Origin of the sequence: Methanoculleus sp. SDB, from assembly GCA_001412355.1 — an archaeon.
Taxonomy (GTDB): Archaea; Halobacteriota; Methanomicrobia; order Methanomicrobiales; family Methanomicrobiaceae; genus LKUD01.
The window spans coordinates 1-20,661 of sequence record LKUD01000033.1; the positions used below are offsets into that span (position 1 = coordinate 1).

Consider the following 20,661-nt stretch of genomic DNA (forward strand, 5'->3'; position numbering starts at 1 on the left):
TCTCTGCCAGAATGTAAAACTGACAATATTCGATTCAGACCAAATCACATCACCTATGTTCCACCTCATACCTATGGCGATAGAGAATTCGATGGAAATGGTCCATCTGTAGTATGTGTAGTGCATCTTTTCAATCGCGGAGATTATGTTCAGGCGGGTGTTTTCATGGAAGCAAAAGAGACTGAGTCAGATTGGACAACTGCTCGCGGCAGTCGTTACTATACAATATATACTCCACCAATTGGTTGGAAGGTTATAAAAGTGGTTCCCGAACATGAAGAGATAGAATATACCGATGATGATCATGCAGAAGACATTTTTTTCATGGGGGGAGGAGTTGTTGATAGGTTTGTATTCATTGGAGACACTAAGGGATCTGAAGCAGGAACGGACACTCAGGTAACTGTCTGGTTTAATGAACTTCAATTCACAATAAAACAGTATATAAACTGTGTTTAGTTGTCTAAATTCATGTATATTATCTGGTGTTTGCAAGCACTGCGGGATTGCAGTGTTAAACATCACCTATTTATGAGATTTTACTGGCAGAATGCTACTCCGATAAGAGAGAATCTCATGAACTTAAAGAGAATTACTACTTCATAATAGGAATCTCTTCCTTGTGTGTTAGTGTGTCATTATACTCCTCTATTTGGACTTTATCCAGGAATTGAAGGCTATGATTGTCGTCATCCGCACTCGTTTGGTATTGGCGATCCTACCATTTGCGTATTGTGAGACGAGTCATGTACAAACTTGGAAGATAGTACTTAAACAAATCCTACTCTGTTGGAATTCAGAAAAGTTATTCAGGGGATTTAATCTCTATTTACGGTCCGATTTTTCCATCGGGGGGTGATGGGCGGGCGTTTCCGTTTCGCACTGGCCGTTCGTGCTCCGCTTCATTTCGAGCTCCCGGAGTTCGTTTCGCCGGATTTTGCCGGAGATGGTCTTCGGGAGCGATTCGACGAACTCGATGGCCCGCGGGTACTTGTACGGGGCCGTGACCTTCTTGACGTGCTTCTGGAGCTCTTTTACAAGCGATTCGGAGGGCGAATGGCCCGGTGCGAGCACCACGAACGCTTTCACGATCAGGCCGCGGATGACGTCAGGCGAGCCGACGACCGCCGCCTCCTGCACCGCCTCGTGCTCGATGAGGGCGCTCTCCACCTCGAAGGGCCCGATGCGGTATCCCGACGCCTTGATCACGTCGTCGTCACGACCGATGAACCAGAGGTACCCGTCGGAATCGCGGTACGCCTTGTCGCCGGTGTAGTACCAGTCGCCGGAAAAGACATGGCGGTTCTCCTCCTCGTTGTTGAAATATTCCCTGAAGAGGCCGACGGGGCGCGGTTTGGTATTGATTGCGATGAGCCCCTCCTCCTTGTCGCCCACGGGATTACCATGCTCGTCGAGCAGGCGGATATCCCACCCGGGCGAGGGCTTCCCCATCGACCCGAACTTCGGCTCCATGCCGGGGAAGGTGCCGACGCAGAGCACCGTCTCGGTCTGGCCGTACCCTTCGTAGATCGTAAGGCCCGTCGCATCCTCCCACGCCCGGATCACCTCCGGGTTGATCGGTTCGCCTGCACTGACGCAGTGGCGCAGTTCGGTAAAGTCGAACTTGTCGAGATCGGCGAGGATCAGCATCCGGTAGATGGTGGGCGGGCAGCAGAAGGTGGTGACCCCGTACTTCTCCATCATCGGCAGAATCTCGGTCGCGTTGAACTTGCCCCTGATATCGTATACGAAGACGCAGGCCCCCTCGATCCACTGGCCGTAGAACTTGCCCCACGCACTCTTCGCCCACCCGGTGTCGGAGAGCGTGAAGTGAAGATCGTTGTCCCGTACGTCGTGCCAGAACCGTGCGGTCACGATATGTCCGAGCGGGTAGCTGTGGTCGTGGAGCACCATCTTCGCTTCGCCGGTAGTGCCGGACGTGAAGAAGATCACGAGCGGATCGGTGGAGCGGGTCTTCTTCATGCCCTGCAGGTTGATGATCTTGCTGGAGACCGGAGCGGGCCATGAGAGCTCGACGGGATAATTGATCCACCCGTCCCTCTCGCCGTCTACGACCATCCTGCTCTCGAGCGAGGGGCACTGGTCGAATATCTCGTCCACCTTGGGGGCGTTTTCCCGGTCAGTTATCACCATTTTGATATCCGCGGCGTTGATGCGGTACTTGAGATCCTTCGGGGTGAGCATCGTCGGTGCAGGGCAGTAGACGGCGCCCATCTTGATCAGCGCGATCGTGCACGTCCACCACTCGGGCACGCGGGGCAGCATGATGAGCACGCGGTCACCCTTGGTAATCCGGTATTTGATAAACATGTTGACGATTTGGTTCGAAAGCCGGGAAAGCTCGCGGAACGTGAACTTCTTCTCCCCTCCCTGCTGGTCCGTCCAGATCATGGCAAGCTTGTTCCGGTCTTTTTTCGCCCACGCATCGATCACGTCGAACCCGAAATTAAAGAACTCGGGCACATCGATCCTGAAATCCCGGTACGTTGTCTCGTAATCGCCGATATTGCCCACCGGCTCGCTCCGGGAAGAGACGAAAGGAAGGATGGCATGGTCTGCACCACCGGGGACGCCTTCGCCGCCCTCGCGGAGCCGGGCAGCACAGGCCTCGGTTATGTATTCCGAACGGGATATTTTGCGATTTTTAGCTTCCCTGTCAATTCTTTCTGTCAGGTCGTCATTCATTGTGACGGAGTAGCGCACCATATAATAAGAGTCATCCGGTGCACCATATCAATGTTACGGAATAAAACAGCACCACATACCATACAAAAACTACGGACCGGCTAAAAATGGTGCAGTGGAAAAGAAGGGGTTATTCTTTGCCGGCACGGCGGGAGAGTTCGCGCTCACGGAGCACATTGCGCATGATCTTGCCGGAAAGTGTCTTGGGGAGTTCGGGCACGAACTCGATCGCCCGCGGGTACTTGTACGGGGCGGTGGTGTGGCGGACATACTGCTGGAGCTCTTTGACAAGCTTCTCGGAGGGCTCGAATCCCGGATTGAGGACGACGAACGCCTTGACAATCATGCCCCGGATCAGGTCGGGCGACCCGACGACCGCAGATTCCTGCACCGCCGGGTGCTCGAGGAGGGCACTCTCCACCTCGAAAGGCCCGATCCTGTACCCCGAGCTCTTGATGACGTCATCATCACGGCCGACAAACCAGTAATACCCGTCCTCGTCCCTGTACGCCTTGTCTCCGGTATAGTAAAAACCGTTCTGGAACGATTCGGCGTTTGCCTGCGGATTGTCCAGGTACTCGACAAACAGGCCGACCGGGCGGGGATTGAGGCTCACCGCGATGCGCCCTTCCTCGCGGACTCCCACGGGCATGCCGTCGTCATCGTGCAGTTCGATGTTCCAGCCCGGAGAGGGTTTGCCCATAGAACCGGGCTTATCCTCCATGCATGGGAACGTCGCGATGCAGCAGGCGGTCTCCGTCTGGCCGTACCCCTCGTAAATGGCGAGTCCCGTGCCCTCCTGCCAGACACGGATCACCTCCGGGTTTAAGGGCTCCCCCGCACTGCAGCAGTGCCGGAGGTCGCGAAGGTCGAACTTGTCCAGATCGGCGAGGATCAGCATCCGGTATACCGTCGGGGGGCAGCAGAACGTGCTGACTTCGTATTTCTCGATGAGGGGCAGGATCTCGGTTGCCTTGAACTTCCCCCAGATATCGTACACGAGGAGGCAGGCGCCGGCAATCCACTGGCCGAAGATCTTGCCCCATGCGCATTTGGCCCAGCCCGTGTCAGAGAAGGTAAAGTGCAGGTCATTTTCCGTGACATCCTGCCAGAGCGACGCCGTGACGGTATGCCCGAGCGGATAACTGTTGTCGTGGAGCACCATCTTTGCCTGTCCGGTGGTGCCGGAGGTGAAGTAGATCAGCATCGGGTCGGTCGCCCGGGTTGTCCTCCCGACGGGCATGCTCACGGACCGTCGGGATACAGGGGCAGGGTAGAGGAGTTCGAAGGGGAAACTCGCCCAGCCGGGCAGTTCGCCGTCTGCCAGAAACCTCGAGGTCAGCGACGGGCATGCATTGCAGATCTCCTCGACCTTGTCGGCATTATCAAGATTGGTGATGATCATCCTGAATTTGCCGGCATTGACCCGGTATTCGATATCCTTCGGGGTGAGCATCGTCGGAACCGGGCACACCACCGCACCCAGCTTGATGAGGGCGATTGTAAAAATCCACCACTCGGGAATCCGGGGGAGCATCAGCATGACGCGGTCTCCCTTCTGGACCCCGTATTTCAGGAGAATATTCGCGGCCTGGTTTGAGAGGTTCTTCAGGTCGCGGAACGAATATTTCTTCTCCTTTCCATCCTGGTTGACCCAGATCATCGCAAGTTTGTTGCGGTCCTTCTCTGCCCATGCATCGATGACGTCGAACCCGAAATTATAGTGCTCGGGCACCTCGATCGAGAATTCCCTGCAGGCTTTCTCGTAGTCCACCATGTTATGCTTGCGTTTTGGCATGCAATTTCCGTATAAAAATGGGGCTTTGAAATGTTTAAAGGGTTTTATGCGCTCCTGCAAAGGCAGTTAGTATTATGGCGTGACAGACTGAATGGATAGTTAATGGATGACAAGAGGTATGAGTCACTAAAAATCGAAAATATTGTCGCCTCAGGAGTCATTGCAGATTCGATCGACCTCGAAGATGTATCCAAAAAAATCGCGAACTGCGAACTGAACACCAAACGGTTTCCGGGCGCGGTATATCGCATCGAATCCCCGAAAATCGCATCCCTGATCTTCTCCTCGGGAAAAGTGGTGCTCACCGGCATCAGGAACAAGGAAGATCTGCACACCGGCCTGAATCTTATCATAGAGTCCTTAAAGGAAGCAGGCGTCGACGCATACGACGAGCCGCAGGTCGCTATTACAAATATTGTCTGTTCGTACGACCTCGGCAACTACATCAATCTCAACAAGGTGGTCATCACCCTCAATCTGGAAAACATCGAATACGAACCGGAGCAGTTCCCCGGCCTTGTTTACCGCATAAAAGACCCGAAAATTGTTGCGCTCCTCTTCTCTTCCGGAAAGATCATCCTCACCGGCGGGAAGAATATGGAGGATATCAAACGCGGGCTTGATTTCCTCGAGCAAAAACTCGACAATATCATGTAAACCGGGCGATACTCTTTCCCGGATTCTTTTTTCTACCAGAACTTGTGGGTGCGGATGTAATTCCTCTCCGCCTTGAGGATTTCGCGGTAAAACCCGTCCCCCTCCTGCATCGCGCCGATGATGCGGGATGCGGTATCGGGCCCGACCCCCCTCGCTGCAAGCGCCGTGACGGCAGCCTTCCCGCTCGAAAGCACGATATTGGCATTCCTGAGCATCCTCACTTCGATGGCCCTCTCCTCCTCGTTTTTCTTCTTCTTCTTCAGCACGCGGATCAGATCATCCTCGTAGGGCTTGAGGGCGGCAATGAGACGTGCACCGCATTTCGGGCACCGGGGTGAGTCCGGCACCCGCCCGACCTCGCATGTGAGCTTCCAGTCCCTGCAGTGCATGCAGAAGAGGATGACCCTGTCGTGCTCGAGCCGGCGTTTCAGGGTCGCAATCACCGCCTGATCGGCCGAGGGGGGCGGAACCTGATCGCGTGAGGAGAACAGCCCTTCCCGGCCGATGGTGCTCAGCCGTCCCGTTGCGCACGCGATGCGCCCTTCCTGCACGAGAGCGAGCACGCGGGAGGCTCCGGCAACGTCCATGTAATCCGAAAAGAGTTCGCGGTATGCCTCCCGTGCCACGACCGTGCCGTCGAAGAGATCGGCGAGCCGGTGCATGCTGAATTTCTGGTATTCGGCGTCGGTATCGATCGCACCGAATTTTTTCGCTATCTGCACCAGCTTCCATTTGTAGATGGCCGTACGCTTGAGTGCGAGCGTCAGGATCCCTTCGATATGCGCCGGATCGAGTGACCGGAAGAGCTCAAGCACCTCGAGGGCACCGACGGCGGACGGGAGACGGAGATAGATGCGGTACGCACCGATCTCCATCCCCACGCTCGACCCGTACCGGGCGGAGAGCAGGATGGACAGTACCCGGGCAATCGCCTCGTTCGCCTTGTGCCCCGCACAGATGTTGAGCACCACCCCGTCCTCCGCCTGCTCGATAGTGATGAGGTCGTCGGACGGCACGGGGGCCCCTTCGGCATCCATGCGGGCGAAGAAATTCCCGAGAAAAGACCGGGAGGGCGCGTCGACGCGGTACGGTGCGAGGTCCCGTGTCCTCCTGATGCGGCCGGCTTCGCGGGCGACGGCGAACGGAACCGGTATCTGCTCTCCTTCCCAGGACGGAAGCTCCCCGCGTGCTTTTTTTGCCGGCTCCACGAATATCTTTCCCTCCTCGATATCCAGCACCCGCCAGAGCTGCCCTTTTGTGATGAACACCGCCCCGGTATGCACCCATCCGGCAACGAACGACTCGTCAAGCGTCCCCACCGTCCGCCGGGAGACGATATTGAAAACCGCGACCTTCTTTTCGTCGTGGATCATCGAGAGATGGGAGGTGAGGTACACGCGGCTTCTTCCCCACCGCGTAACGGTTGTGCCGTCAAACCCGATCAGGCGGTGCGAGGCCAGCTGGGCGCATACCTCGGAAAGAAGCGTGCCGCACCCGGAGAAGGGTGCCGAGTGCTCGAAAATCTCACGGATCCGGGGGAGGGTGATTTCGCCGTATTCAACGGCAAGCGCCGCCACCTGATTCGCCATCACGTCGGCGGCGTTGACGGCCATGGTGATCTCCTCACATTCGTTCGCGGCGGCACGGCGGGTAATGACCAGCGATTCGATGAGATCGTCAAATCCAAGGGCGAGAATGGTGCCGCGGGAGACCGTGTCGAGCCGGTGCCCCGCCCGCCCGACGCGCTGCACGAGGCGGGAGACTTCGCGGGGTGACCCGAACTGGAAGACATGCTCCACATGGCCGATATCGATGCCGAGCTCCATGGAGGAGGTGCAGATGAGGGTGTGGATTCGGCCGCCCTTGAAGCGCTCCTCGGCATCGATGCGCACCTCCTTCGAGAGGGAGCCGTGGTGGACCTCAACGTCTCCCCGGTCGTACAGCCGGTGCCCGAGCGCCTCCGCCGTGACGCGGGTGTTGACAAAGAGGAGGTTTGAAGGGTGGGTGCCGAGACAGTTCCCGACATACCGGGCCTGATCCTCGAACTCCTCGCCGGCAAACCGCACTGCGAGATCGAGGTGCGGGGCGACCGGGATGTGCACGAGCTCCGAAGGCCGGGCACCGGAGAGGAACCGGCATACCTCCTCCGGATTTCCCACCGTTGCCGACAGCCCGATCCGCTGGAATTCGCCCGCGTAACAGACGATGCGCTCCAGCGCGACCGCGAGCTGCGCCCCCCGCTTGCTGCCGGCGAGTTCGTGGATCTCGTCGACGATGACATGCCTGACCTGCCGGAGGTGCTCCCTGAGCCGTTTCCCCATAAAGAGTGCCTGGAGTGTTTCCGGTGTGGTGATGAGAAGATCGGGTGGCGAGAGCGACTGTTTGCGGCGGACGGCGGCCGATGTGTCGCCGTGCCGGACACCGACGGAGATGCCGAGCTCGTTTCCCCACCATTCAAGCCGGGAAAGCATGTCGCGGTTCAACGACCGCAGCGGGGTGATGTAGAGTGCCTTGATGCCGGGGCCGGTCTCCCGGAGAAGTGCGTCGAATACCGGGAGCATGGCACTCTCGGTCTTCCCCGTTCCGGTCGGGGCGATCAGGAGAACGTGGCGGCCGTCCGAGATCGGCGGGATAGCCTTCTCCTGCGCCTCGGAAAGGGTTGCAAAGCCACGGCTCAGGATAGCGTCCCGTATGCGGGGATCAAGCCGCCTGAGAATCGTCCTGTGCCGTGAGTGATCCGAGCGTGTCAATATACGTCCCGTCCTGGAGGAATACTTCCGCATCATCTGTCCGGATACAGCGGGAGAGGGGGCTTAACCCGCTTGCAGGGATCTCCCGCACATCAAGCCCTCCCGCGAGTTCGAAGAATGCCGGTACAAGGAGCACCCGCGTCGCGCACGGTGCGGGTGCGGGCGCCTTCATCTTCAGGCACGACTCGTCGAGTTCGGCAAGGAGATATGCCGGGTGCGCACGAAGCGCACACCCCACGTCATCGTAGATATGAACGACCGGGTGGTGGTGGCCGGCGACGAGCAGGTGGCCGAGGAGATCGGGCGCGGGGAAGGTGTGGCCGTGGAGGTATCCCGTGCCGTCGATGACCGCGCCCTCTTTCCGGAGCAGTTCACCGGGCTCGCAGAACCGCTCGATTCCCGCGTCATGGTTGCCGGGGAGGATGCGGAGCGGCACCCGGTTCCGGAGGGCATCCAGAATGCCGGGCAGCTCCGCATGCTCCTGCCGCGTCGTTCCCGGAATGCTGTGCTTCACATCGCCGAGCAGTACAAGCAGATCCGGCTCCGCCGCATCGATGCATGCGCACAGTCGTTCAAAACGGGCGGCGCTGTAGCTTTCTATGTGCACACCGCGGCGTGCAAGCCCCGACTCTGCCCCGAAGTGGGGGTCGGCGACAACGAGGACCTTTATCGAGCGTTCGATCAGGAGTGCCGGGCCCGGCACGATGAAACGGGGGTGCATGGGTGTCAGAGGCGCTTGATGCATCCTGATGCCGGTGTGTAACATTCATCGTCGTCCAGCAGGCCGCGGATCGCATCACGGATGTGCGGCTCGGGGTACCCGCACTCCTGCACGTACCGGACAAGGTCTGCGACGTCCATTCCCCGCGGTCCGGAATAGCGGTCGATGGTAGCCATCACCGCCTGCCTGACGCCACCCTGCGAATCGCCCTCCGGCGTCTCCGGAATGACCGCAAGCGCCCGCTCCACCACCCGCGCGACCCCCTCATCCCGGTCGGCGGGGTGCTGTGCCTCCAGCCGCCGCAGGGTTCGGTCCGCCGTCACGAGCAGCCACCGGTCCCGTTCGTCCCGGTCCGCAATCCTGACCGCCTCGGGCCGGACGGCAATGTGCGGTTCGGGAAGCCATGTATCGATCCGGAAGGTGCCGGTGAGAGCGATGAAGGCGGGCGGCGTGAGCGAGGCCAGCGTCTCCGTCACCTGAGGCGCATCCCTTCCGGCGGCGATATCGATCGTGCCGGTGGGATCGGCCACGCGGGCACGCAGGAATCCGTGGCCCGCCCGGTTGACTTCCGTGAGCACGCCGACGAAATAGATACGCGAACATGATGCCCCGGAGGGCGTGTGCACCACCGCCCCGTCGTGCCGCGCTACCCCTGCCGAACGGTTCAGTTCCCCGGCGTAGATTCGTACTGCTCCTTCCATCCCCTCACCCGTCCTTCCGTATATACGGAAAGGTTGGCGTTCTTCCCCCTAAAAAATGATTGAACAGGTAAACGACTCTGCCGGGACAGGATGCATGCACTCTGTACGGATTTCCCTGCACTTCGCGCCCCGATCGCGAAAAAAGAGGCCCGACAGAATAGGCCGCGCTCCGGATGCCACGGGAGTGCTTCACTCATTTTCGGGGTGCCACTGAAACTTGTATGTATACCGGGAGTCAATATGCATAACAGGTTCCGGCGGATGCCCGCGGCTGCAGCGGCATTATGCCTCCCCGGAAAAACCTCTGGTGGAACGTATGGAGGAGAGCACTACCATCTGGATAGAAAAATACCGGCCCAGGAGACTTTCGGACATGGTGGGTCAGAAGGATATCGTCTCGCGGCTGCATTCGTACCTGCAGACGGGCACCCTCCCGCACCTCCTCTTCACCGGATCGGCAGGTATCGGGAAAACAACGGCCGCAGTCGCACTTGCGCGGGAATTTTACGGGGATACATGGCAGATGAATTTCCGTGAGCTCAACGCGTCGGACGAAAGGGGCATCGATGTGGTCAGGAACCAGATCAAGCAGTTTGCCCGGACCACCGCGCTCGGCGGCGCCTCGTTTAAAATACTGTTCCTCGATGAGGCGGACGCCCTGACACCGGATGCACAGGCCGCACTCCGGCGGACGATGGAGAATTATGCGCAGAACTGCCGGTTCATCCTCTCCTGCAACTATTCGTCGAAGATCATCGATCCTATCCAGAGCCGCTGCGCCATCTACCGGTTCAGACCTCTGGATTCCGACTCAATCGCCGAGGAGATCCGCCGTATCGCGTCCGCGGAGAAGATCTCCGTCAGTCCCGATGCGATCGACGCGATGATCTACATCGCCCAGGGGGATATGCGGAAAGCGATCAACGCCCTGCAGGGGGCGGCGCTCCTCGCCGACGAGATCTCCGGGGAGATGGTCTACGCGATCACATCCAACGCCCGCCCCGACGAGATTACGGCGCTGATTGACGTTGTCCTTGCAGGGGACTTCGATCGGGCCGAGGGAGTGCTTCACGAACTGCTTGCCGAACGCGGCATCGCACCCAACGAGCTGCTCAACCAGTGCTACCGCGCACTTGTGGCCGCATCCATCGACCGGTCTCTGAAAGTCGAGCTGATCAGCCACCTCGGGGAGGCCGACTTCCGGCTGTCCGAAGGGGCGACGAGCGATATCCAGATGGAGGCTCTGCTCGCACGGTGCGTACTTTCCGCCCGAATGCACGGGGCAGTGCCGCCCGGGAGGTGAACTCGGCGTGGATGAGGAGACCGGAGGGGCACAGATAACGGATCGCGCGGCCGACTGGCAGAAATTCCTGAAAAAGCATTACCGGAAGGAATTCGGAGAAATTACCCGCGAGTATCCTCACAAAAGATCCCTGACCATCGATTACCGGACACTGGAGAAATGGGGGAAAAAAGGCCTCGAACTTGCCGACGAACTGCTCAAAACGCCGGGGAAGGTCATCGGGGACGTCAAGGACGCAATCAAGCAGTACAACCTGATTTTTACCAAGGACGACGAGGCGAAGGCCGACAGGGTGAACATCAGGTTCACCAATCTCCCCCGGAAGGTGGCGGTGCGGGATATCCGATCCCACCACATGAACACCTTCATCTCGGTGGAAGGAATCATCAGGAAGACCACCGAAGTCCGTCCGCGCCTGACGAGCGCCGTCTTCAGGTGCCTCCAGTGCGGCAAGACGACGGCGCCCTATAAACAGTACTACGGGCGCTTTCAGGACCCCTACCGCCCCTGCACCCAGTGCGAGCGGCAGACCAAGATGGAGCTTGTCCCGAACCTCTCCGCATTTGTCGATTCTGAAAAGCTGCGGATTCAGGAGACGCCCGAAGGTCTTCGCGGCGGTGAACAGCCGCAGACGCTCGATGTGGACGTGACCGACGACCTCACCGGCAAAGTCGCGCCGGGTGACCGGGTCGTTCTGAACGGAATCCTCCGGTCCATTCAGCGGGTGTCGCAGGGCACGAAGTCGACGCTGTTTGACATCTACCTCGAGTGCAACTCCGTCGAAGTCTCGGAAAAGGAGTTCGAGGAGGTGGAGATCGACGAGGACGACGAGAAGGAAATCCTTGAACTCTCCCGGGATCCCGACCTGTACTACAAGATAACGCACTCGATCGCACCCACGATCTTCGGCAACGAAGAGGTCAAGGAAGCGATTTCGCTCATCCTGTTCGGGGGGATTGCAAAGGAGATGCCCGACGGCAGCCACCTCCGCGGCGATATCCATATGCTGCTCGTGGGCGATCCGGGGATAGCGAAGAGCCAGATGCTCAGGTACGTGGTCAAACTCTCGCCCCGCGGGATCTATACGAGCGGAAAATCCTCCACCTCTGCCGGGCTGACGGCGACCGCCGTCAAGGACGAATTCGGCGACGGCAGATGGACACTCGAAGCCGGCGCCCTCGTACTCGCGGACATGGGAATCGCAGCAGTCGATGAAATGGACAAGATGGCGAAAGAAGACCGGAGCGCGCTGCACGAGGCGATGGAGCAGCAGTCCATTTCCGTAGCGAAGGCAGGAATCACGGCCACGCTCCGTTCCCGGTGCGCACTGCTCGGGGCGGCAAACCCGAAGATGGGGCGGTTTGACGAGTTTGCGCCTATTGCGGACCAGATCAATATGCCACCATCTCTCCTGTCCCGGTTTGACCTGATATTCATTCTCACCGACAAACCGAACCCGCAGCTTGACCGGGCGATTGCGGATCACATCCTCAAGTCGCATGGCGTGGGCGAACTCATCGAGCATCACCGGAAGACACCGATCGAGGGCGTGGACGATGAATACATCAAAAAAGAGCTCGAACCGGTGACGCCCGATATCGATCCCGGGACCTTCCGGAAGTATATCGCCTACTCAAAACGGAACTGCTTCCCCCTCCTGACACCCGACGCAAAGGAGAAACTGATCGACTACTACCTCAACCTCCGCAGCCTTGCGGACGCGAATAAGCCGGTTCCCGTCACGGCGCGGCAGCTCGAGGCGCTGATCCGGCTCGCCGAGGCAAGCGCACGTATCCGCCTCTCCCGCGAGATAGATATCTCGGATTCCGAACGGGTGATCCGTATCGTGGACACCTGCCTGAGACAGGTCGCCTATGATGCGCAGACGGGAACGTTCGATATCGATAAACTGGTCACGGGAATTCCGAAACAGAGAAAGGATCTCCTGCGGTCCATCAAGGAGGTCATCCGCAGCACGGCCGACGAGACGGGGATTGCGCAGCGGGATCAGGTCACGGAGACGCTTCTGTCGCAGGGATACAACAGGGATGATATCGAGCGGCGAATCGAGGATCTCAAACGGGGGGGAGAGGCACTCGAGCCGCGGAAGGGAGTTCTGCGCCTGCTCTGAAAAGCCGGGACAAAATACCGCTGCCTTCATTTCTCCTCCCCTCACACTCTTATTCATATGTTGGATGCGACAGAAGCCGCCTTCGAAGCGGGCATCAAACTCGGTGCGCTCTACCACCAGTTCGTGGGAACCCCGGTCTCTCCCGCAACTGCGCCCTCCGTTGCGACGGCGATCGAGCAGGCAGTTGCGCTGCAGCCGTGCGTGGAGTCGGTGCGGGTGCGCATCGACACCTCTCTGATGGTGCCGAACGCCTTCGGGTACAGCGAGCTCGCAGGGAAGATGTTTGATGTGGAGATTGTCACCCGGGTGAGAAGCGCAGTCTGCCGGGCGCAGCTGAAACTTGACGGGGATTACCCGCTGATGAAGATCATCGACTGCCATGCAGAATCCTGATATCCCCGTCACCGACGATCACATCCATATCGATCCGGTCAACGGCCGCGGAATCGAGGCGGCAAAGGATTTCATGCGTGCGGGCGGAACGCATCTCTTTCTCGTCACCAAGCCCTCGTGGTCCTACGGCATCGAACCGAATGCAGGAGAGGACTACCGGCACGTGTTCGATGCGACGATCGCCGTTGCGGAGCGAATCAGGGAGATCGGGCTGTGCGTCTTTCCGGTTCTCGGGATCCACCCGGCTGAGATCACACGCCTTGCCGGACGCGTCGGGGCTGAGCGTGCCCCCGCGATCATGATGGAAGGCCTCGATCTGGCCGCGGAGTATGTCGCGGACGGGAAGGCGGTTGCGTTGAAGAGCGGTCGCCCCCACTACCCGGTCGATCCGGAGGTCATGGATGCGTCGAATGTCGTGATGTCCCACGCGCTCCGGCTGAGCGCCTCGCTCGGGTGTGCACTCCAGATCCATGCCGAAAGCGGACCGTGCACCGATGTCGTGGCAATGGCGGACGCTGCCGGAATGCCTGTCTTTCGCGTGGTGAAGCACTTCGCCACACCCGACACGCCGCTCACCCCGTCCCTGATCGCAAAGCACGAGGCAATCCCTGTGCTGGCCGCCTCGGGACGCCTCTTTACCATGGAAAGCGATTATATGGATGAAAACAGCCGCCCCGGTGCCGTTATCGGACCGAAATCGGTACCGCGTTTCACCCGGCGCCTGCTTTCGGAGGGCGCGATAACCAAAGAGGATGCATTCCGCATCCATGCCATTGCACCGTCACGCATCTACGGTGTCGAAATCGAATAGCCGCATGTCAACTGGCGCTCACCTTTTTTATCAATCGCATCCAAAATATTCCCACAATGTTTTTAAAAGTCCACCATGCTCCGGGAGCCGGGGATGTCGTCGCCGTCTGCGATGCCGGGCTCCTGAACAGGACACTGAAACACGGAGAGATTGAAGTCTGTGTGAGTGAGAAATTCTACGGCTCCGCCGCGGCAGATGAGGAGGAGGTCCGCCGGGCACTCACGGGAGCGTCCAATATCAATCTCATGGGTGAGCGGTGCGTGGCGATCGCAGTTGATCTCGGCCTCATCGAAGCAGGATCCGGTATCATGATCGGCAACGTTCCCCACGTACAGATTGTCAGGATATAATGCGATGTCGATTCAGGAATCATTCTGTCCGAAATGCGGAGGGCCGTCCGAAGGTGGCCTCTGCGGACGATGCAGGGCCGAGCAGACGGAGTGGCTCGTATGCGATCCCCGCATCTCGTCGGTGAGGTGCCCGACCTGCGGGTCGCTCAAACACGGCAGCAGGTGGACGGATACGGAACGTGATCTTCAGGAAACGGCGGAGGAGCTTGCCCTCGGCGCGGTGCACCTCCACGAGGACGTCCGGCACCCGGATATCGGTATTGCCACCCGCGATACGGGCCCGAACAGGACGATGGCGCAGGTAACGGTGGCGGGAATCCTCTACGGGGTGCCCGTGAAGGGTGCGTGCACGATCGAGATCGCATGGAAAAAGGAGCAATGCGATCGATGCTGCATGTTCGCCGGCGGATACTACGAGGGTGTCCTGCAGCTGCGGGCGACGAGGCGAAAACCCGATCCCTTTGAGATCGGGCGGGCGATGGCGATCGCCCGGTCGGTAGAGGACGCAATGCAGGAGGCAGGGGAACGCCTTTCGTTTATCACCCGCACCGACGAGAACCGGGACGGACTTGACATCGTCATCTCCAGCCAGCATATCGGGCAGCGGATCTCCCGCGAGATCGTGCGGGAACTGGGCGGCCGTGTGACGACGCACCCCAAACTCGCCGGGGAAAAGGACGGAAAGGCGGTCTACCGGGTGACCTATCTCATCCGCCTCCCCTGCTACCAGAAAGGGGACGTGGTCGTCCTCGGTGAGCGCCCCTACGAGATCCGCGAAATGGCCTCCTCTACCATGAAAGTCTTCGACCTCACCGACGGCAGCTCACGGGTGATCCCGGAAGACTGCAGCGGCAGGCTTCTCGGCAACATCAGGCAGGCCGAAAGGGCCCTCGTAGCCTTCCGGGACGGGGATATCGTGGGCATACTCGACCCGAAATCCTTCGAAACACGGGAATTTCCCGCCCCGCCGTGGCTGCCCCTTTCGGAAGGGACGGAAGTGCTCCTGCTCCGGGATCCGGAAACGGAGAGGTTCATTTTCATCGGGTGAGAGGATATGCGGGCACGGTGCGTTTCGATCGATGATCTGGACGGGATCGCCGGGGAGCCGTGGGTGGACCGGTCACGGCGCCCCTACGTCGACGGAAAGCGCGCCTTCATTCCCGTGAAAGACGGGTTTTCAGCTGAAACGGAACTCCCGGAGCGAATGCCGTACCGGGGACGGGGCTATCAGATGGTGGGGGATATCGCCCTGATCCACGGCGATCTCCCGACACCGGCGGATCTCAACGCTCTGGTCGGGTGGGCACGCCCCCGCGGTGTGATCCACGTGGGCGGCTATGCGGGCCCGATGCGCATCCCCGTGTGCACGCGTCTCCGGGGTACCGGAGGTGTCGTCAGGCACCGCGAAAGCGGCTGCACGTTCGTTCTCGACCCGGAACGGGTGATGTTTGCACAGGGAAACCGGGAAGAGAAGGCACGCATGGCTTCCGTTTCAGGGAAATCCGAACGGATCGCGGATATGTTTGCCGGGATCGGGTACTTCACGGTCCCCTGTGCGCGGGCCGGGGCGCAGGTCCACGCCATGGAACTCAATCCGGAGGCTTTTTTCTATCTGCGGCAGAATATCATCGAAAACGACGTGCAGGGACGTGTCAGGGCGGAATGTGGCGACTGCCGTGATCTTCTGCGGGGATTCTATACGCGGGTCATTATGGGCCATTTCGATTCCCCGTCGATGATGACCGACGCGCTCGCCCATACGGGCCCGGGCAGCACCCTTCACGTCCACGGCACGAGCCCCGCCGAACCCGCTATCCGGCGTGCCGTACGGGAGGCGGGTTTCGCGGCAGTAATCACGGAGAGGCGGGTAAAAAAATATGCACCCGGACGGTGGCATAAGGTGTGGGATGTGGTGCTTGGATGACCGAACCGATACGGACGGGACAGACGTTGCAGGACCGCGAAATTGTGCTCGGGATCACCGGAAGCGTGGCGGCGGTGGAAACCGTGAAACTGGCGCATGCACTCCGGCGACGCGGGGCGTCCGTTCAGGGAGTGATGACGGAGGCCGCCTCCGGCATCATCCATCCCGATGCAGTGACCTATGCCACCGGACGGCCCACGCTGACACGGTGCGGGGGGCTGGTCGAGCACGTGACGCACTGCGGCGTAGGGGGCAGCGCGGACGTGCTGCTCATCGCACCCTGCACGGCAAATACGCTCGCCAAAATTGCTGCGGGTATCGACGATACGCCCGTGACGACGTTCGCAACGACGGCAATCGGGCGCGGGATGCCCGTCGTCGTCGTGCCCGCGATGCACGAAAGCATGTATTGCCATCCCGCCGTCCGGGAGAGCATCGCACGGCTGAGGTCGTGGGGCATCACGGTCGTTGATCCCCATATCGAGGAAGAAAAGGCAAAAATCGCCCCGGTTGAAGAGATCGTCCTTCATACGGAACGTGCCGTGATGCAGGGGCCCCTGACGGGGAAGACGGTGCTCGTCACGAGCGGGCGATGCGAAGAGGCGGTAGACGACGTCCGGGTCATGACCACGCGGTCCAGCGGACGCATGGGCAGGGAGATTGCCCTGCAGGCATTCAGGCTGGGAGCCGACGTGTGGGTGGTGCACCGCGACAGGTTCCCCTGTGTCGGGAATGTGCATGCCATAAGTGCCGCCGACATGCGCAACGCCGTCCATGACATCTGCACGACGCGAAACGTCGACTATTATGTAAGCGCCGCCGCGCTCTCCGATTTCGCGCCGGAACGGGCGGACGGAAAGATCCCGAGCGGGAGCCCCGTCACCATCCGGCTTGCACCCCAGCCGAAGCTTCTTCCCGAAGTACTGGAGCGGTGGTCGCCGATCACCGTCGCGTTCAAACTGGGATGGCAGGAAGGCGACAAGGCGGCGGCACTGCTGGCAGCGGGGGCACGGGCGGTTGTCGTGAACACCCCGGATGTGCTCGGAAGCGACGAGGGCGTGTTTTCCGTCCTGACCGCCGCTCAAACGACAGAGATCGCCGGGAGCAAGGAGGAGGTGGCACAGGCCGTATGGTCAGCAGTGCTGTAGCGTTCTGCCCGGGGCATATTTCAGGGTATTTCAGGCGTGTGGAGGGCGACTCTGTCGAGACAACCGGGAGTACGGGTGCCGGGATCGTCATCTCCGAGGGCGTACGCGCCAGAGCGCTGAAGGCGGAGGAACCGTCCGTCGAGATCAGGCGCACGGATACGCACAATCGTGAAATAGCCCGTATCAGCGGATCGAAGCCTCTCGAATCCGCAATGGCGCAGCTGGGCGTCTGCGCGGCGGTCACCACCGAATGCCGCCTTCCCCTGGAGGCAGGCTTCGGGCTCTCCGCCGCGGCCCTGCTCGCCGGAATCACCGCTCTCGACGCACTGCACGGCCTCGGTCTGGGGAGCCGTGAAATCATCCGGCTCGCCCACGAGACCGAGATCGGCCACAGGTCAGGGCTCGGGGACGTTGCCGCGTGCCAGGGAGGAGGACTCGAATGCCGCCCGGTCGCAGGCATTCATGCCCGAATCACCCGTTTCCTCGATGTTCCGGGTGAGATTTCCACCGTCACGCTCGGGACGCTGGAGACGCCCTCCGTGATCGGGTCGCCCGGAGCCATGGCACGAGTGGAGGAGGCATATCCGGGTCGGTGTCCCGCCGATATTTTCGATTTTTTCCGGCTTTCCCGGCAGTTTGCGGAGCATAGCGGGTTGATCGCGCCGGGTGTGCGTGATATTCTCCGCGCCTGCGACCGTGCCGGGGTTCCGGCGAGCATGACCATGCTCGGAAACGGGGTGTTCGCGTACGGCGACACCGCATACGCGGTGCTGTCGCCGTATGGAGATGTGGCGGTCATGACGGTCGCCCGGAGCGGTGTGCGGATGCTGGAGGTCACGCCATGATCCCGGAGGACCATCCGCGGTACCGTTCCCTGATGGCACGGGAACGAATTGCCGCATGCGCCCGGCACGGCGTGGTGGCGATGGAGGGTGTTGCCGCCCACGGGCGCGGCGAGGCCTTCGATTACCTGATCGGGGAGACGACGACCGATAGCGCCGCCCGGGCCGAGCGGACGGCGGCAGCGCTTCTCCTCGCCGCAGGGCATCCGGTTATCTCCGTCAACGGCAATACCGCCGCTCTTGCCGCAGACGGCGTTGCCGCGCTCCAGCGGGCATGCGGTGCTGCCGTGGAGGTCAACCTGTTTCACCGGACCGAGAGCAGGATTAAAAAGATCTCCGCGATTCTCGGGGATGCGGGCGCCCGGGTGCTGGACGGAGAGGCGGAGCGGCTGCTCCCGCTCTCCCACGACCGTGCCCTCTGCCTCAGAAACGGCATCTACGCGGCCGACGTCGTCCTCGTCCCGCTGGAGGACGGTGACCGGTGTGCCGCCCTCCGCGACATGGGAAAGACCGTCATCGCGATCGACCTCAACCCCCTCTCCCGGACGGCACGCACCGCCTCCCTCACCATCGTGGACGAACTGACGCGTGCGCTGCCGCGCATCACCGAAGGGTGCGAAACGCTGACGCCCGGCGAGCGTGAGCGGCTGGTCCGCGGCTTCGATAACAGGGTGTTTCTGCGGGAGGCTGTCGAGGAGATGACACGGAGGCTTCGCCATGCTCTGGATTGAAAAGTACCGGCCCCGCACCTTCGACGAAATCTGCGGCCAGCCCGAAGTGGTGCGGCACCTGCGGCGGTTTGCGGCCGGACGCACCGTTCCCCACCTTCTGCTCGTGGGCCGGCACGGGACGGGGAAGAGCGCCGCCGTCGAGTGCCTTGCACGCGGGCTGTACGGTGACGCATGGGAGCAGAACACGACCATATTCTGCACGGGAGATCTCTTTCTTCAGGGAAAGCAGTACCTCGAGGCCGACGAGCGTTTCTCGCACCTTTACCGGAAAGACGCTGGGCTGATTACGAATTTCAAACACATCGTGAAGGAATACGCATCACTCCGCCCCCTTGACACTGAATTCAAGCTCATGGTCTTCGACGATGCGTCGTCGCTCCCGTTCGAGGCGCAGCAGGCACTCAGGCGGATCATGGAGCGGTATTCGGCGACATGCAGGTTTCTCTACACCACCACGCAGCAGAGCAGCATTATTCCTGCAATCAGTTCGCGCTGCCTGCCCCTCTTTTTCGCCCCCGTCGCGGCGGACGACATCCATGCGCACCTCGCCTCCATCATCTCGCGGGAGCACGGACCGCGGCGCGAGGTGCCGTCCGACGATTGCGATCTCATCATCCAGGCATCACGGGGAGACCTCCGGAAAGCGGTGATGTATCTCCAGCTTCTCGCCGAAGGCGGAGAGACCGATCTGGCCGAGGTCTCGCAGTCGGAAACGACGGCGATTGCATCATCCGCATTTGCCGCGCTTCAGGCACGGGATCTCGAAAAGGCGCAGCATCTCGTCGGACTGCTCATGCTGGAATACGGCCTTTCCGGCCGCGAGATCGTTTCCGAACTGCGCACCGTGGCGCGGCGGGAGTACAACGACGAGCGGATCACGCTGGCTCTCGCCGATACCGACTTTGTGCTCGGCCATGCGGGCAGCGACTATCTCCAGCTCGACGCCCTGCTCGCGAGAATCCTTGCGGAGGTGTTTCTCTGAATAAAATACAGCATCATTACGATGAAATGGCGGATATATACGACCGGCAGTACGATGACGGACGGGGCAGGGCGTATTATTCCCACCTCTGCGATTATCTTCTCTCCGCCGTGCCCCCCGGAGGGGAGATCCTGGATCTCGGCTGCGGGACGGGCCTTTTCATGCGGCGGTACCTCGGCACCGGCGGCACCGCCTCGGGCCTCGACATCAGCCGCGGCATGATCATCCGCGCACGGTCGCGATGCCCGGGGAGCGTGGTCACGGTGGGGGACGCTGAAAGGCTGCCCTTCAAAGACGAGACATTTGATGCGATAACGAGCGTTCTCGCGTTCAGTTACCTCAGGGATCCCGAATCGATGCTCAGGGAGTCGTTCCGGGTGCTCAGGCCCGGCGGCACCATCGCCATCATCACCCTCGGCAAAAACGTGCTGACTGCTCTCGTCCCGTTCATATACCGTGTCGGCGAGGTGCTGAAGATCCGCCGGGTCGGCATGGCCTATTTCGGGGAGCACTACTATGACGAAGAGGAGATTGGCGACCTCTTTCACCGGATCGGATTTATCGACGTGCAGGTGCAGCGCCGGTCCGTCGCACACGTGAATACGGGCGACCTCGTATTTGACCTGACAAAAAAAGTGGAGCCAATCGTCGAGCACAGGCTCCCGAAACTCGCCTATAATATCTGTGTGGGCGGAAAAAAGCCGGAGCGATAG

Annotated in this window: 18 protein-coding genes; 13 read left to right on the forward strand and 5 right to left on the reverse strand. The window is 60.4% G+C overall.

Annotated features, from left to right (window positions below; genetic code table 11):
* Positions 1–825: 825 nt before the first annotated feature.
* Complete coding sequence (locus tag APR53_08925) at positions 826–2,727, reverse strand: acyl-CoA synthetase (GenBank protein ID KQC04927.1); 1,902 nt, start codon at positions 2,725–2,727, stop codon at positions 826–828.
* A 109-nt stretch (positions 2,728–2,836) separates the two neighbouring features.
* Positions 2,837–4,504, reverse strand: a complete 1,668-nt coding sequence (locus APR53_08930) for an acyl-CoA synthetase (GenBank protein KQC04928.1) — start codon at positions 4,502–4,504, stop codon at positions 2,837–2,839.
* 102 nt (positions 4,505–4,606) lie between these two features.
* Between APR53_08930 and APR53_08935 the strand changes: the two genes are divergently transcribed.
* A complete protein-coding gene (locus tag APR53_08935; protein KQC04929.1) occupies positions 4,607–5,161 on the forward strand; it encodes a transcription factor in 555 nt (184 codons plus the stop codon).
* A 32-nt stretch (positions 5,162–5,193) separates the two neighbouring features.
* On the opposite strand, the gene APR53_08940 is transcribed toward APR53_08935, so the two are convergent.
* From APR53_08940 to APR53_08950, 3 genes are read right to left on the reverse strand one after another with little or no spacing between them, the layout of a single operon-like run.
* Positions 5,194–7,878 carry a DEAD/DEAH box helicase gene (locus APR53_08940; GenBank protein ID KQC04987.1) on the reverse strand — a complete coding sequence of 895 codons (2,685 nt, stop codon included), beginning with the start codon at positions 7,876–7,878 and terminating at the stop codon, positions 5,194–5,196.
* Complete coding sequence (locus APR53_08945) at positions 7,862–8,632, reverse strand: phosphoesterase (protein ID KQC04930.1); 771 nt, start codon at positions 8,630–8,632, stop codon at positions 7,862–7,864. The genes APR53_08940 and APR53_08945 overlap by 17 nt, the downstream gene beginning before the upstream one ends.
* 5 nt (positions 8,633–8,637) lie before the next feature.
* Complete coding sequence (locus APR53_08950; protein ID KQC04931.1) at positions 8,638–9,333, reverse strand: hypothetical protein; 696 nt, start codon at positions 9,331–9,333, stop codon at positions 8,638–8,640.
* A 316-nt stretch (positions 9,334–9,649) separates the two neighbouring features.
* On the opposite strand from APR53_08950, the gene APR53_08955 reads away from it, so the two are divergent.
* From APR53_08955 to APR53_09010, 12 genes are read left to right on the forward strand one after another with little or no spacing between them, the layout of a single operon-like run.
* The gene (locus tag APR53_08955) at positions 9,650–10,636 is read left to right on the forward strand and encodes a Replication factor C small subunit (GenBank protein KQC04932.1); all 987 of its coding nucleotides are present in this window, start codon (positions 9,650–9,652) and stop codon (positions 10,634–10,636) included.
* A 34-nt stretch (positions 10,637–10,670) separates the two neighbouring features.
* Complete coding sequence (locus APR53_08960) at positions 10,671–12,767, forward strand: AAA family ATPase (protein KQC04988.1); 2,097 nt, start codon at positions 10,671–10,673, stop codon at positions 12,765–12,767.
* Between the two features lie 57 nt (positions 12,768–12,824).
* Positions 12,825–13,160: a hypothetical protein gene (locus APR53_08965; protein ID KQC04933.1), complete on the forward strand. Its 336-nt coding sequence runs from the start codon at positions 12,825–12,827 to the stop codon at positions 13,158–13,160.
* Positions 13,147–13,971: a hydrolase TatD gene (locus APR53_08970; protein KQC04934.1), complete on the forward strand. Its 825-nt coding sequence runs from the start codon at positions 13,147–13,149 to the stop codon at positions 13,969–13,971. Before APR53_08965 ends, APR53_08970 begins: the two co-directional genes overlap by 14 nt.
* A gap of 56 nt (positions 13,972–14,027) precedes the next feature.
* On the forward strand, positions 14,028–14,321 hold the full coding sequence (locus APR53_08975) for a hypothetical protein (GenBank protein ID KQC04935.1): 294 nt from the start codon (positions 14,028–14,030) through the stop codon (positions 14,319–14,321).
* A 4-nt stretch (positions 14,322–14,325) separates the two neighbouring features.
* A complete protein-coding gene (locus tag APR53_08980; protein KQC04936.1) occupies positions 14,326–15,369 on the forward strand; it encodes an NMD protein affecting ribosome stability and mRNA decay in 1,044 nt (347 codons plus the stop codon).
* A gap of 6 nt (positions 15,370–15,375) precedes the next feature.
* A complete protein-coding gene (locus tag APR53_08985; GenBank protein KQC04937.1) occupies positions 15,376–16,245 on the forward strand; it encodes a methyltransferase in 870 nt (289 codons plus the stop codon).
* Positions 16,242–17,393 (forward strand): phosphopantothenoylcysteine decarboxylase, encoded by a 1,152-nt coding sequence (locus APR53_08990; protein KQC04938.1) that lies wholly within the window; start codon positions 16,242–16,244, stop codon positions 17,391–17,393. Before APR53_08985 ends, APR53_08990 begins: the two co-directional genes overlap by 4 nt.
* The gene (locus tag APR53_08995; protein KQC04939.1) at positions 17,375–18,238 is read left to right on the forward strand and encodes a GHMP kinase; all 864 of its coding nucleotides are present in this window, start codon (positions 17,375–17,377) and stop codon (positions 18,236–18,238) included. The genes APR53_08990 and APR53_08995 overlap by 19 nt, the downstream gene beginning before the upstream one ends.
* Complete coding sequence (locus tag APR53_09000) at positions 18,235–18,966, forward strand: hypothetical protein (GenBank protein KQC04940.1); 732 nt, start codon at positions 18,235–18,237, stop codon at positions 18,964–18,966. The genes APR53_08995 and APR53_09000 overlap by 4 nt, the downstream gene beginning before the upstream one ends.
* Entirely contained in the window at positions 18,953–19,948 is a 996-nt protein-coding gene (locus tag APR53_09005) for a replication protein C (GenBank protein ID KQC04941.1), read from the forward strand. The genes APR53_09000 and APR53_09005 overlap by 14 nt, the downstream gene beginning before the upstream one ends.
* Complete coding sequence (locus tag APR53_09010) at positions 19,945–20,661, forward strand: ubiquinone biosynthesis protein UbiE (GenBank protein KQC04989.1); 717 nt, start codon at positions 19,945–19,947, stop codon at positions 20,659–20,661. Before APR53_09005 ends, APR53_09010 begins: the two co-directional genes overlap by 4 nt.

Coding starts and splice junctions, on each gene's coding strand:
- APR53_08925 (KQC04927.1), bottom strand. CDS start 2,727: ATGGTGCGCTACTCCGTCACAATGAATGACGACCTGACAGAAAGAATT.
- APR53_08930 (KQC04928.1), bottom strand. CDS start 4,504: ATGCCAAAACGCAAGCATAACATGGTGGACTACGAGAAAGCCTGCAGG.
- APR53_08945 (KQC04930.1), bottom strand. CDS start 8,632: ATGCACCCCCGTTTCATCGTGCCGGGCCCGGCACTCCTGATCGAACGC.
- APR53_09000 (KQC04940.1), top strand. CDS start 18,235: ATGATCCCGGAGGACCATCCGCGGTACCGTTCCCTGATGGCACGGGAA.
- APR53_08990 (KQC04938.1), top strand. CDS start 16,242: ATGACCGAACCGATACGGACGGGACAGACGTTGCAGGACCGCGAAATT.
- APR53_08970 (KQC04934.1), top strand. CDS start 13,147: ATGCAGAATCCTGATATCCCCGTCACCGACGATCACATCCATATCGAT.
- APR53_08980 (KQC04936.1), top strand. CDS start 14,326: ATGTCGATTCAGGAATCATTCTGTCCGAAATGCGGAGGGCCGTCCGAA.
- APR53_08975 (KQC04935.1), top strand. CDS start 14,028: ATGTTTTTAAAAGTCCACCATGCTCCGGGAGCCGGGGATGTCGTCGCC.
- APR53_09005 (KQC04941.1), top strand. CDS start 18,953: ATGCTCTGGATTGAAAAGTACCGGCCCCGCACCTTCGACGAAATCTGC.
- APR53_08955 (KQC04932.1), top strand. CDS start 9,650: ATGGAGGAGAGCACTACCATCTGGATAGAAAAATACCGGCCCAGGAGA.
- APR53_08935 (KQC04929.1), top strand. CDS start 4,607: ATGGATGACAAGAGGTATGAGTCACTAAAAATCGAAAATATTGTCGCC.
- APR53_08985 (KQC04937.1), top strand. CDS start 15,376: ATGCGGGCACGGTGCGTTTCGATCGATGATCTGGACGGGATCGCCGGG.
- APR53_08995 (KQC04939.1), top strand. CDS start 17,375: ATGGTCAGCAGTGCTGTAGCGTTCTGCCCGGGGCATATTTCAGGGTAT.
- APR53_08950 (KQC04931.1), bottom strand. CDS start 9,333: ATGGAAGGAGCAGTACGAATCTACGCCGGGGAACTGAACCGTTCGGCA.
- APR53_08965 (KQC04933.1), top strand. CDS start 12,825: ATGTTGGATGCGACAGAAGCCGCCTTCGAAGCGGGCATCAAACTCGGT.